This is a genomic window from Comamonas sp. FG99, assembly GCF_057808605.1.
In genome coordinates this window covers 1-13149 of sequence record NZ_JBMDII010000019.1, presented here as the reverse complement: position 1 = coordinate 13149, position 13149 = coordinate 1, and the positions used below count along the sequence as shown (strand labels likewise).

The 13149-nt window shown below is 71.3% G+C and carries 9 protein-coding genes and 1 riboswitch; all 9 genes read left to right on the top strand.

The genetic code is table 11. The features are described 5' to 3' along the window. The first annotated feature begins 36 nt into the window (after positions 1–36). The 9 genes from ACODRX_RS14085 (at position 37) to ACODRX_RS14045 (ending at position 13120) form a co-directional block, all read left to right on the top strand. Entirely contained in the window at positions 37–822 is a 786-nt protein-coding gene (locus tag ACODRX_RS14085) for an IclR family transcriptional regulator domain-containing protein (RefSeq protein ID WP_488872146.1), read from the top strand. A gap of 89 nt (positions 823–911) precedes the next feature. Beyond that, positions 912–1168, top strand: a riboswitch (cobalamin riboswitch). A 250-nt stretch (positions 1169–1418) separates the two neighbouring features. Continuing rightward, positions 1419–3473 (top strand): TonB-dependent receptor, encoded by a 2055-nt coding sequence (locus ACODRX_RS14080; RefSeq protein ID WP_488872145.1) that lies wholly within the window; start codon positions 1419–1421, stop codon positions 3471–3473. 41 nt (positions 3474–3514) lie between these two features. Then, on the top strand, positions 3515–4477 hold the full coding sequence (locus ACODRX_RS14075; protein WP_488872144.1) for an ABC transporter substrate-binding protein: 963 nt from the start codon (positions 3515–3517) through the stop codon (positions 4475–4477). Further along, the gene (locus ACODRX_RS14070; protein WP_488872143.1) at positions 4474–5511 is read left to right on the top strand and encodes a FecCD family ABC transporter permease; all 1038 of its coding nucleotides are present in this window, start codon (positions 4474–4476) and stop codon (positions 5509–5511) included. The genes ACODRX_RS14075 and ACODRX_RS14070 overlap by 4 nt, the downstream gene beginning before the upstream one ends. After that, positions 5508–6278: an ABC transporter ATP-binding protein gene (locus ACODRX_RS14065; RefSeq protein ID WP_488872229.1), complete on the top strand. Its 771-nt coding sequence runs from the start codon at positions 5508–5510 to the stop codon at positions 6276–6278. Before ACODRX_RS14070 ends, ACODRX_RS14065 begins: the two co-directional genes overlap by 4 nt. Further along, on the top strand, positions 6271–7041 hold the full coding sequence (locus ACODRX_RS14060; protein ID WP_488872142.1) for a CbiX/SirB N-terminal domain-containing protein: 771 nt from the start codon (positions 6271–6273) through the stop codon (positions 7039–7041). Before ACODRX_RS14065 ends, ACODRX_RS14060 begins: the two co-directional genes overlap by 8 nt. A 102-nt stretch (positions 7042–7143) precedes the next feature. After that, a complete protein-coding gene (gene cobW, locus ACODRX_RS14055) occupies positions 7144–8199 on the top strand; it encodes a cobalamin biosynthesis protein CobW (protein ID WP_488872141.1) in 1056 nt (351 codons plus the stop codon). A gap of 8 nt (positions 8200–8207) precedes the next feature. Then, positions 8208–12017: a cobaltochelatase subunit CobN gene (gene cobN / locus ACODRX_RS14050; RefSeq protein ID WP_488872140.1), complete on the top strand. Its 3810-nt coding sequence runs from the start codon at positions 8208–8210 to the stop codon at positions 12015–12017. Further along, a complete protein-coding gene (locus ACODRX_RS14045; protein ID WP_488872139.1) occupies positions 12014–13120 on the top strand; it encodes a magnesium chelatase ATPase subunit I in 1107 nt (368 codons plus the stop codon). Before cobN ends, ACODRX_RS14045 begins: the two co-directional genes overlap by 4 nt. Positions 13121–13149 lie beyond the last annotated feature (29 nt).

The following is a 13149-nucleotide window of genomic DNA, read 5'->3' as shown; positions in this document are numbered from 1 at the left end:
GTTGCCACCACCAAGGAAGAGATGCCAAACAACCCCATGCCCGCTGCTGCGGAGCCCGAAGGAAAGAAGGAATTCCTCGATGCCCTCGCCAACGGGCTGCGGCTGATGGAGGCCTTCGACGAGGAGACGCACAGCGTCACGATCCAGTCGGCCGCGGAGCTGCTCGGCGTCACCCGGCCAGCTTCGAGGCGCATCCTGCTGACGCTGGTGGAGCTGGGCTATCTGCATCAAAGCGAGCGCCAGTTCATGCTGGCGCCGCGGTGCATTGAGCTGGGCTACCGCTATTTCCGCTCGCTCGGGCTGGCGGGGGCGGCCAAACCGCATCTGCGCAATCTCTCGCGCAGCCTGGGCGTGGGCGCTGCCTTGGGCGTGCTTTGCGACAGCGACGTGCTGTTCGTCGAGCGCGTGGAGGCGGATCGGCCGATCAAGCTGGACTTGCGCGCGGGCGACCGACTGCCGGCCTATGCGCATTCGCTGGGCCGGGTGCTGCTCGCGCAGCTGCCCGCAGACCAGCTGCAGGCGCATTTGCCGCAGGGCGCAATGTCGCAGCTGGCGCGGCGAACCGTCACCGAAAGGCGCGAACTGGCCCGGGAGCTCGCGCAGATCCGCGCGCGGGGCTGGAGCTTCGTGAACTCGGAGCTGGTCAACGGCCTGTTCGGCGTCGCGATTGCATTGCCGGGGGCCACCGGTTCCGGCGCGCTGGGGCTGAACGTGACCTCGATCGGCGAGCCATGGTCGACGGCCGAGATCGAGCAGCGCATCATGCCGGCGCTGCTGGAGTGCGCGCAGGCGTTGCGGCCGATCACCGAGTCGCTGGGCTGAGCTGGACCGCGCCGGCATGTTTCCCGTTGGCCAAGCCGTGTGAGCAGCTGCTAAAATCCGCCGCGCGCGCCCCGCCTGCTGCAGGCTGGGCGTGCTTCGTATCGGAAGGTGCCTGCCGTGGACATGGGTTCGCGGCGGGTGAAACGGGAACAAGGTCCAAGCCTTGGCTGCCCCCGCAACGGTATGCAGGAAAACACCCCAGGGAGGCGCCGAGCGCGCCCGCGACCACTGGGCAGGCGCATTCGATCCCAGCTCGAACACCATGCGCCGCCCGGGAAGGTGGGGTGGGGGCTCGTTCAGCGAGCCGCCTGCGAGCCCGGAGACCGGCCCGCCGATGATCTCGGAGCGCTCCCCCAGGGGGTGCTCGCTTCCAACTGTCTGCGGGGTGCGGATGGCGATCTTGGCGAAGGCCGCCGCGGCGGCCATCGCCTGGCGCGGCTGGTGCCGTGGCCATCGCCTGGCCCGGCCGATGCCGTGGCCATCGCCTGGTCCGGCTGTTGCCGTGGCCATCGCTTCAGGCAGTTGCATCTGGTGTGGATATGCGCTGCGTTCGTAAGCCTGCTTCTCTTCTTCCCCATGCCGCGCGCTGCGCGGCCTTGAACCTGTTGTTGTGCCCGGCCGTGGTGCTGGCGCAGCAGACCCTGCCCGAGGTGGTGGTCAGCGACAGCCGCGATGCGCCGCCGCCGCTCGATAGCGCGCGCCGCGCCACCAGCGCCACCCGGCTGGACGTGCCGGTGCTGGAGCTGCCGGCCAGCGTCAGCGGCGTGTCGGCCGAGCAGATCGACGAGCGCGCCGACCGCGGCGCGGTGGATGCGGTCACCCGCACCGTCGGCCTGTCGGCGGCGGCAACGCCGGGCAACGGCGGCCTGTCGTTCGCCAGCCGGGGCTTTTATGGTGTGAACTCGGTCGGCGTGGCCGAGGACGGCATCTCGCTGGGCGTGGGCTCCGGCACGATCAACTATCCGGCGGACACCTGGGGCTACGAGCGCTTCGAGGTGCTGCGCGGCCCGGCCTCGCTGATGTATGGCAGCGGCAGCATGGGCGCCACGGTCAACGCGATCCGCAAGCAGCCCAGCCGCGAGCGCGCCACCGAGCTGATGGTCTCGGGCGGCAACCACGGCACCGCGCGCATTGGCCTGGGCACCACCGGCGCGCTCAGCGATACGCTGACCTACCGGCTCGACGCCTATGGCGCGCACACCGATGGCCAGCGCGCGCTCGACGATGCCCGAAGCGGCAAGCTGATGAGCGCGCTGCGCTGGCAGCCGCGCAGCGACTTCACGCTGGACCTGACGGCCGACATCAGCAACCAGGCGCCGTCGCGCTATTTCGGCACGCCGGTGGCCAACGGCCGCCTGGCGCGCGAGCTGATCGGCATCGGCTACAACACCGAAGACAGCGATGTCCACTACCGCGACCGCCGCTTCAAGGCCAAGGCCAGCTGGCAGGTGAACGATGCGCTGACCGTGCGCGACGAGCTCTACCACTTCGTCGCCGACCGGCACTGGAAGAACATCGAGGATTACCGCTACGACCCCGCCGCGGGCACGGTGGCGCGCTCGGACTACCTGGAGATCGGCCATGCGCTGCAGCAAAACGGCAACCGCCTGGCGCTCGACTGGAAGGGCGGCGCGCACCAGGTGGCGCTGGGCTGGGACGCGTCGCAGGCGCGGTTTCGCAACTCCAGCAATTCGCCGTACAGCGGCAGCTCCACCGTCTCGGCCTTCGATCCGGTGCTGGGCTCGTGGATCAGCCCCGATCCCTACCTGCCGCGCATGGCGTCCGAGCTGCGGCAGAACGCGCTGTTCATCGAGGATGCCTGGAAGATCGGCGAGCAGTGGCTGCTGATGGCCGGCATCCGGCGCGACTGGTACCGGTTCTCGCGCCTGGATCTGCTCAGCAGCGCGGGCTTCGACAAGGATCTGAACGGCACCTCGTGGCGCCTGGGCCTGACGCGCAAGCTGGGCGAGCATGCCAGCGTCTACGCGCAGATGACCACCGGGCACGACCCGGTGACCAGCCTGCTGTCGATCGCCGCCTCGCAGACCGGCTTCACGCTCAGCCAGGGCCGGCAGCAGGAGGTCGGCTTCAAGCAGCAGCTGGCCGGCGGCCGCGGCGAGTGGACGGCCGCGCTGTTCCACATCGCCAAGGATGACATCATCACGCGCGACCCGAACAACTCCGCGCTGTCCATCCAGGGCGGCAAGCAGTCCTCGCGCGGGCTGGAGCTGAGCGGCGCCTACAACCTGGGCAGGTCCTTGCGCCTGGAGGCCAATGCGGCCTACACCAAGGCCAGGTTCGACGAGCTGATCGAGGCCGGCGGCGCCGACCGCGCCGGCAACCGCCCGGCCAACGTGCCCAAGGTGACGGCCAATCTCTGGGGCCACTACCGCGCGGGCGACTGGCGCGCCTCGCTGGGCCTGCGCTACGTGGGCGCGCGCTTTGGCGACAATGCCAACAGCGCCGCCAAGCGCATGCCCGGCTATACCGTGTTCGATGCGGTGCTGGGCTGGAGCCTGAGCCCGCAGACCACGCTGAGCCTGATCGGCCGCAACCTGGGCAATCGCGTCTACGCGGGCGCGGCCTACAACAACCAGTGGCTGCTGGGCGCGGGCCGCCGCGTCGAGCTGATGGCGCAGACGCGCTTTTGAGCATGCGCCGCGCCACCCCGGGGTTGCTGACGGCGTGTGCCGTGCTATCTGTCGTCCTATGCGCCGCGCCCCGCCTGGCGGCCGCCGCGGCGCAGCCGGTGACGCTGAACGTCTGTGGCCAGCCGCAGACCTACGAGCGCGTGCCGCAGCGCGCGATCACGCACGATGTGAACATCACCGAGATGTTCCTGTTCCTCGGCCTGGCGCACAAGCTGGTAGGCTATTCGGGCGTCTATGCCAGCAAGGAGGCCAGCCCGCAGCTGGCGCCGGTGCTGGCGCGCGTGCCCAATCTGTCGCGCGAGATGAACCTGGAGAACATCGTCGCCGCGCGCGCCGACTTCGTGTTCGGCGGCTGGAGCTACGGCTTTCGCCCGGGCGGCGTCACGCCCGAGCTGCTGGCGCGCTACGGCATCGCCTCGTACGTGCTGACCGAGTCGTGCATCCGCGTGCAAAAGCGCGCCAGCGTGGCGATGGAAGACAGCTTCACCGACCTGGACAACGTGGCCCGCATCTTCGGCGTGCAGCAGCAGGCGGCGCCGCGCATCCAGCGGCTGCGCGATGATCTGGCCGGGTTGCGCCGGCAGATGGCGGGCAGCAGCCACACGCCGCGCGTGTTCGTGTTCGACAGCGGCGAGAAGGCGCCCACCACCGTCGGCCGCTACGGCATGCCCCAGGCCATGATGGAGGCGGCGGGCGCGCGCAATATCTTCGACGACATCGCCAGCAACTGGCCCAAGGGCAACTGGGAGGATGTGGTGCTGCGCGACCCCGAGTGGATCGTCATCATCGACTACGGCCAGCCCAGCGCCCAGGGCAAGATCGATTTCCTGCTGCGCAAACCGGAGTTGCAGGCGGTGAGCGCCATCCGCAACCGGCGCTTTTTCGTGATGAGCTATGCCGAGGCCACGCCCGGCCCGCGCAATGTGGAGACCGCCCAGCGCCTGGCGGCCGCGCTGCACCCGCAGCGGCACATCGGCATCACGCCGGTGCGCTTCGAGCCATGAAGGCGCTGCCCTGGGGGCTGGTGCTGCTCGCGCTGCTGGCGCTGGCGGTGCTGGCCGGCGTGGGCTGGGGCTCGGCGCAGCTGGGCATGGGGCAGGTCTGGGCCGTCGTGCGCGCGCAGCTGCTGCAGCTGGCGGGCCTGGCCGCGGAGCCGGACCGCGCGCTGGCGCAGTACCAGATCGTCTGGATGATCCGCCTGCCGCGCGTGCTGATGGCGGCGCTGGTGGGCGCGGGGCTGGCCATCGTCGGCGTGGTGATGCAGGCCATGGTGCGCAATCCGTTGGCCGATCCGTACATGCTGGGCGTGTCGTCGGGCGCCTCGGTGGGCGCGGTGTCGGTGCTGGCCTGGGGCGTGTTCGCGGCAGCGGGGCTGTATGCGATCGCGGCGGGGGCGTTCATCGGCGCGCTGGCGGCCACCGTGCTGGTCTATCTGCTGGCGCAGCAGCGCGGGCGCATACCGGCGGCGCGGCTGATCCTGAGCGGCGTGGCGGTGGGCTATATGTGCACCGGGCTCACCAGCCTGATCATGCTCGCCAGCGGCCAGCGCGACCTGGCGAATGCGCTGCTGGTCTGGATCATGGGCAGCCTCGCGGGCACGCAGTGGCCCGCGCTCGGCCTGCCCGCCGCACTGCTGCTGGCGGGCATGGCCTGGCTGCTGGCGCAGGCGCGGCCGCTCAATGCGCTGCTCGCGGGCGACGAAGCCGCGGCCACGCTGGGCGTGGCGGCCGAGCGGCTGCGCCGGCAGCTGTTCGTGGTGGTGTCGCTGCTCACCGGCACCATGGTGGCGGTCAGCGGCGCGATCGGCTTCGTCGGGCTGGTGATTCCGCATGTCACCCGCATGCTGGTGGGCAGCGACCACCGGCGCGTGCTGCCGGTGGCGGCGCTGATGGGCGCGCTCTTCCTGGTGCTGGTCGATGGCGCGGCGCGCACCTGGTTCGCGCCGATGGAGATCCCGGTCGGCGTCATCACCGCCTTTGTCGGCGGGCCGTTCTTCATCGCCATGCTGTGGCGCGGCGCCGCGCGCGAGGAGGGCTGATGCTGCAGGCACAAGCGCTGTGCTTTGCCGCCGGCGGGCGGCCTATCGTGCGCGATGCGGCGCTCAGCGTGCGGGCGGGTGAATGCGTTGGCCTGATCGGCCCCAACGGCTGCGGCAAATCCACGCTGCTGCGCCTGCTCTACCGCGTGCTGGCGCCGCAGCGCGGCCAGGTCTGGTTCGAGGGCCGGGACATCTGGTGCATGGACGCGCGCGCCTTCGCGCAGCAGGCCGCGGTGCTGGCCCAGAACAGCGCGCCGGCCTTCGACAGCACGGTGCGCGAGGCGGTGACGCTGGGCCGGCTGCCGCACCAGGGCCGCTTCGCCGCCGACAGCGCGCAGGATCGGCGCATCGTGCTGCAAAGCCTGGAGCGCGTGGGCGCTGCGGGCCTGGCGCAGCAGGGCATGGCCACGCTCTCCGGCGGCGAGCGCCAGCGCGTGCTGCTGGCGCGGGCGCTGGCGCAGCAGCCGCGCCTGCTGTTCCTCGACGAGCCCACCAACCACCTGGACGTGCGCTACCAGCTGGAGCTGATGCGCCTGGTGCGTGGCCTGGGCCTCACCGTGCTCGTGGTGCTGCACGAGCTGAACATCGCCGCGCAGTTCTGCGATCGGCTGTACCTGATGCAAGCGGGCGCGCTGGTGGCCAGCGGCACGCCGCGCGAAGTGCTCACGCCCGAGGCCATACACGGCGTCTTCGGCGTGCATGCCGCGGTCGATGCCCATCCGGCCACCGGGCGGCCGCGCATCGCCTATTGGATCGACCATGACTGATTGCGAATCCGCTACCGCCGTCGTGCTGCTCGGGCGCGGCGGCGTCGCGCGCTCCACCACCGCCGAGCTGGCGGGGCTGGCCGAGCGGCTTGCCACGCAGCTCTCGGCGCAGGTGCGGCCCGCCTTTGTCGACCGCTGGCAGCCCGATCTGCCCGCCGCGCTGAGCGCCTGCGCCGATGCCGGCGCGCGCCGCATCGCCATCGTGCCGCTGATGCTGCCCGACGAGGCCGCGCTGCGCCGCTGGCTGCACAAGGTGGCGATGCGCTGGCGGGCCGGGCGCGGCGCCGCCTGCCCGCGCCTGTTCTTCGCCGAGCCGCTGTCGCAGGCCGTGCCGCTGGCCGGGCTGCTGGCCGATGCCGTGCGCGCCGCGCTGGCGCGGCAGCCCGATGTGCCCAGCGTGGTTGGCGACGACGACTGGCAGCACGATCCCAAGGGCTGGTCCAGCGTGCCCGAGCACAGCCACCATGCGCTGTGGTGCACCGGCCCGCGCTGCGCGGCGGTGGGCTCGCTGGCGCTGTGGCCGGCGCTCACCGGCGCCATCAACGACACGCCCGAGCTCAAGCGGCGCGTGCGCCCGCTGCAGACCAGCTGCCAGTACCCGTGCAACCATGGGCCGCTGATGATCGTCTACCCCGAAGGCGTGTGGTATGGGCCGCTCGATGCCGAAGGCATCCGCCAGACGCTGGTGCGGCATGTGCTGCAGCGCGAGGTCGACGCCGCGCTGCGCGTGCATGGACCCGATCGCATACCGCAAAAAGAATAGCTGCTAGCGCTTGTATTGCAATGTTTTATATACAAATGTATTGGAAAACGTTTGCTGAAAAGCGCTGGTAGCTATTGATTTTCAACCAACAGAGAACACCTCATGCAAACCACCAAGATCCCCGCCACCATCGTCACCGGCTTTTTGGGCAGCGGCAAGACCACGCTGATGCGCCACATCCTTGAGCAGGCCCGGGGGCTGCGGGTGGCCGTCATCGTCAACGAATTCGGCGAGCTCGGCATCGACGGCGAAATCCTCAGGACCTGCGCCATCGGCTGCAAGGAAGAGGGCGGCGCCGATGCGCCCGAGGGCCGGATCTACGAGCTGGCCAACGGCTGCATGTGCTGCACGGTGCAGGAAGAATTCTTTCCGGTGATGAAGGCGCTGGCCGAGCGGCGCGCCGACATCGACGTGCTGCTGATCGAGACCAGCGGCCTGGCCCTGCCCAAGCCGCTGGTGCAGGCCTTCCAGTGGCCCGAGATCGCCAGTGTGTTCACCGTGGATTCGGTGGTGACCGTGGTCGACACGCCCGCCGCCGCGGCCGGGCAGTTCGCCCACGACCCGCAGGCGGTGGCCGAGCAGCGCCAGGCCGACCCCAACCTCGACCACGAGGCCAGCCTGCACGAGCTGTTCGAGGACCAGCTCTCGGCCGCCGATCTGGTGGTGCTGTCCAAGGCGGATCTGGTGAATCCGGATGCGCTGGCCCAGGTGCGCGCGCTGGTGGCCGAAGAGGTGCCGGCGTCGGTCAAGATGGTCGAGGCGGTGCAGGGCAGCGTGCCGCTGGCCGTGCTGCTGGGCCAGCAGCGCGCGGCCGAGGCGCATATCGACCAGCGGCACTCCAACCACGACCATGATGAAGACCACGACCATGACGAATTCGACTCGCTCTTCATCGACCTGGGCGCGGTGGAGCGCGAGCGCCTGATGCAGGCGCTGCAGGCCATCGTGCAGCAGCACGCGGTGCTGCGCGTCAAGGGCTTCGCCGCCTTGCCGGGCAAGAAGATGCGGCTGCTGGTGCAGGGCGTGGGGCGGCGCTTCGACGCCTACTTCGACCGCGCCTGGAAAGACGGCGAGCCCCAGGCCACGCGGCTGGTGTTCATCGGCAAGGGGCTGGACGCGGCGGCGCTGCGCGCGGCGCTGGCCGTGGCGGAAGCCTAGAGCGTGTTATGCACCTGCTCAGCACCCGCCCCGGCGGCTTTGTCGAAGACGACAGCATCATCACCCGGCTCGACCAGACGCCCGCCGAGATGGTGGTGCTCAGCTCGGCCGACACCACGCTGTCGCTGCTGGCCGATGCCTACCGGCTGTGGCGCCAGGCCGAGCCCCATGCCCCCACGCTGCGCCTGGCCAACCTGCTGCACCTGCGCCAGAGCGCGTCGCTGGATCTGTACATCGACGAGGTGCTGCAGCACGCCCGGCTGGTCATCGTCGATCACCTGGGGGCCGAGTCGGCCTGGCCCTACGGCATAGAGCAGCTGCGCAGGCTGGCGCTGCAGCGGGGGCAGAAGCTGGCGCTGTTCTCGGGCGACAGCCACGAAGACGCCGAGCTGCTGGCCAAGGGCACGCTGGCGCCCGCGCACAGCCGCGCGCTGTGGCAATACCTGCGCGCCGGCGGCCTGGCCAACGCGCGCGAGTTTCTGCGCATGGCAGCCGCCTGGGGGCTGGGCCAGGCCGTGGAAGGCGCGCCGGTGCGCGTGCTGCCGCCGGTGGCCGTGCATGTGCCGCTGGCCTGGGGGAGTGGGTCCGCGGATCGCATCCCCGGCCTCGATGACCTGCAGGCGCGCTGGCAGCCCGGTGCGCCGGTGGTGATGCTGGTGTTCTACCGCTCGCATCTGCTGGCGGCCAACACCGAGGCCTTCGACGCCATGGCCGAGGCGCTGCTCGCCGAGGGCCTGAATCCGCTACCGCTGGCGCTGGAATCGCTCAAGGATGCGCTGTGCCTGCAGACGCTGCGCGCGCTGTGCGCGGCGCACCGGGTGCAGCTCATCCTCAACACCACGGCCTTTGCCGCGCTGGGCGAGCATGCGCGCGCCGGCGGCGACACCGAGGCGCTGGCCGGCGATGTGCCGGTGCTGCAGGTGATTGCCAGCGGCGCCAACCGCGACGACTGGCTGGCCGACACCCAGGGCCTGCGCCCGCGCGACATCGCGATGCAGGTGGTGCTGCCCGAGATGGACGGCCGCATCATGACGCGCGCCATGAGCTTCAAGGGCCTGGCGCACCGCTGCGAGCTGACGCAGACCGACGTGGTCGCCTACCAGGCCGAGCCCGACCGGGTGCGCTGGATCGCCGAGCTGGCCCGGCGCTGGTGCGTGCTGCGCAGCAAGCCGGCGGCCGCCAAGCGCGCCGCGCTGGTGCTGGCCAACTACCCCGGCAGCGAGGCGCGCATGGGCAGCGGCGTAGGCCTGGATACGCCGGCCTCGGTGATCGCGCTGCTGGGGCAACTGGAGTACGACGGCTGGAGCCTGGGCGACGCCGCCCAGCGCCCCGCCGACGGCCAGGCGCTGATGCAGCGGCTGCAGCAGGGCATTGCCAACGACCCCGCGCAATGGCCGCTGCGCGCCGCCAGCCAAGGCTATTCGCTGCAGGCCTACCGCCAGCGCCTGGCCCAGCTGCCGGCGGGCATGGCCGAGGCGATCGGCGCCCGGTGGGGCGCGCCCGAGCAGGACCCGATGCTGCGCGAAGGCTGGTTCATGGTGGCCGGGCTGCGGCTGGGCAACGTCTTCGTTGGCATACAGCCGGCGCGCTCCCTCGATGGCCGCAACGACTACGCCCAGTACCACGACGCCGAGCTGGTGCCGCCGCACCACTACCTGGCCTTCTACTTCTGGCTGCGCGACGTATTCGCCGTCGATGCCGTGGTGCACGTGGGCAAGCACGGCAACCTCGAATGGCTGCCGGGCAAGAGCCTGGCGCTGTCGCGGCAGTGCTGGCCCGATGCCATCCTGGGGCCGCTGCCGCATGTCTACCCCTTCATCGTCAACGACCCTGGCGAAGGCGCGCAGGCCAAGCGGCGCAGCCAGGCGGTGATCATCGACCACCTGATGCCGCCGCTTGCGCGCGCCGAGAACCACGGCCCCATGCAGGAGCTGGAGCGGCTGGTGGACGAATACTACGAGGCGCTGCTGGTGGATCTGCGCCGCGCCGCGCTGCTGCGCCGCCAGATCCTCGATTGCGCCAAGGACCAGGACCTGCTGCGCGAGCTGGGCCTGGAGGCCGGGCGCTCGCAGGACGCGCAGATCCTGGAGCGCATCGATGCCTATCTGTGCGAGCTCAAGGAAACCCAGATCCGCGACGGCCTGCACATCTTCGGCAGCTCGCCCGCGGGCGGGCTGCGCGACAGCACCTTGCTGGCGCTGGCGCGCTACCCGGCCGTGGGCGAGCTGGGCCTGTTGAACGCGCTGGCCGCCGACCTGCTGCCGGGCTGCGACTGGAACCCGCTCGACATGGACCCGGCCGCCGCCTGGAGCGGCCCGCGCCCGCAGGCGCTGGCCGACATCGACGCTGGCCCCTGGCGCCATGGCGGCGATACCCGCGAGCGGCTGGAGCTGCTGGCGCTGCGCGTGCTGGCCGAGCCCGGGATCGCCAGCGGCTGGGCCGGCACGCGGCAGGTGCTGCAGCGCATCCGCGAGCAGATCGCGCCCGCGCTCGACGCCAGCGGCGGCGAAGAGCTGCGCCAGTTCTCGCGCGCGCTGCAAGGGCGCTTCGTGCCGCCGGGCCCCAGCGGCTCGCCCTCGCGCGGGCGCTGCGACACCCTGCCCACCGGGCGCAATTTCTACACCGTGGACACGCGCGCCATCCCCACGCAGACCGCCTGGGCGCTGGGCCAGCAGGCCAGCGAGCGGCTGATCGCGCGCTATCTGCAAGAGCACGGCGAGTACCCGGCGGCCATCGGCATCTCGGTCTGGGGCACCGCCACCATGCGCACCGGCGGCGACGACATCGCCCAGGCCTTCGCGCTGCTGGGCGTGCGCCCCAGGTGGGCGCCGGGCAGCCAGCGCGTGGTGGACTTCGAGGTCATCCCCAGCGTGGGCCTGCGCCGCCCGCGCGTGGATGTGACGCTGCGCATCAGCGGTTTTTTCCGCGACGCGTTTCCCGGCGTGGTGCAGATGTTCGATGCCGCGGTGCGCGCGGTGGCCGAGCAGGACGAGGATGCCGGCGACAACCCCATCCGCGCCCGCGTGCTGCGCGATGCCGCCGCCTGGGCGCGGCAGGGCATGGCGCCACAGCAGGCCCGCGAGCAGGCGCTGTGGCGCGTGTTTGGCGCGCCGCCGGGCAGCTATGGCGCCAGCATGCACGAGCTGCTGCGCTCGGGCCAGTGGAGCGATGCCGGCGACCTGGCGCGCCACTACCTGCACTGGGGGGCGTTTGCCTACGGCCGCCAGGCCGACGGCGTGCCCGCGCGCCAGGCCCTGGAGCAGCGCATGCAGGCGCTCAACGTGGTGTTGCAGAACCAGGACAGCCGCGAGCACGACCTGCTCGACTCCAGCGAGTACTACCAGCACCAGGGCGGCATGGTGGCCGCGGTGCGCCACCTGGGCGGCGGTGAACCGGCCGTCTACCATGGCGACCATGGCAACCCGCAGTCGGCCAAAATACGCTCGCTGGCCGAAGAGATCGGCCGCGTGGTGCGCGCACGCGTCACCAACCCCAAGTGGATCGCCGGCGCGATGCGCCATGGCTACAAGGGCGGGTTCGAGATGGCGGCCACGGTGGACTACCTGTTCGGCTTCGACGCCACCACGCAGCTCGTGTCCGACACGCACTATGCGCTGGTCACCGAGGCCTATGTGCGCGATGATGCCGTGCGCCATTTCCTGCGCGAGCACAACCCCCGGGCCCTGGGCGACATCGTGGCCCGGCTGCTCGAGGCCATCGACCGCGGCATGTGGCAGCAGCCCGGCGCGCTGCACGATACGCTGCTGGCGCAGATGCTGGAGCACGAGGAATTCATGGAAGGACGAACGCCGCAATGACACCGACATTCCCGCTCGCGGCCATCCAGGGCCAGCCGCAATTGGTACAGGCGCTGCTGCTGGCCGCCATCGAGCCCGCGCTGGGCGGCGTGCTCATCCAGGGCCCGCGCGGCACCGCCAAATCCACCGCGGCGCGCGCGCTGGCCGATGTGCTCGCGCCCGCGCCGTTCGTTACGCTGCCGCTGGGCGCATCCATCGAGCATGTGGCCGGCAGCCTCGACCTGGCCAAGGCGCTCGCGGGCCACGAGCTGGCCTTCGCGCCCGGCATCGTCGCCAAGGCGCATGGGGGCGTGCTCTACGTCGATGAGATCAACCTGCTGCCCGACGCCATCGTCGATGTGCTGCTGGACGTGGCCGCCTCGGGCGTGAACCGCGTGGAGCGCGACGGCATCTCGCACAGTCATGCGGCGCGCTTCGTGCTGATCGGCACCATGAACCCCGAGGAAGGCATGCTGCGCCCGCAGCTGCTGGACCGGCTGGGCCTGTGCGTGCAGCTCGCCAACGCGCAGGAGCCGGCGCTGCGCAGCGCCATCGTGCGCGCGCGGCTGCGCTTCGATCTCGACCCGGCCGGCTTTCTGCTGGCCCATGCAGGGGAGCAGGCCCGCATGGCCGAGCGCCTGCGGCAAGCGCGTGAGCGCTGTGCCGATGCCGGCCAGCTGCCCTGGAGCGATGCCGTGCACGACGCGGTGGCGCGGCAATGCATAGAGGCCCGGGTGGACGGCCTGCGTGCCGACCTGGTGATGCTGCGCGCGGCGCGTGCACTGGCCGCCTGGGAGGGCAGCGAGGCCATTGGCACGCAGCATGTGGCCGAGGTCGCCCCGCTGGTGCTGCTGCACCGCGCAACCCAGGCACCCGGCGAGGCCGAGCAGGCCCAGGCGCCACCTCCGCCGCCAGCACCATCGGCGCCTTTGCCGGAGCCCGGCGCCGGCTGCAGCCCGGCCGGTGCTCCGGCCCAGGGCATGGAGCAGCCGCCCGCCGGCTGGGGCCAGCCGCAGCCCATGGCCAGCGCGCCGGTGGCGGCGGCGCAGGCCGATGCCCTGGCGCAGGCCGCGATGGAGGCCCTGGCCGCAAAAAAAGCCCGCGCCCCCGGCCTGCCGCGCTGAGGCCATCGGCCCACCGCCCCGGCCGGGGG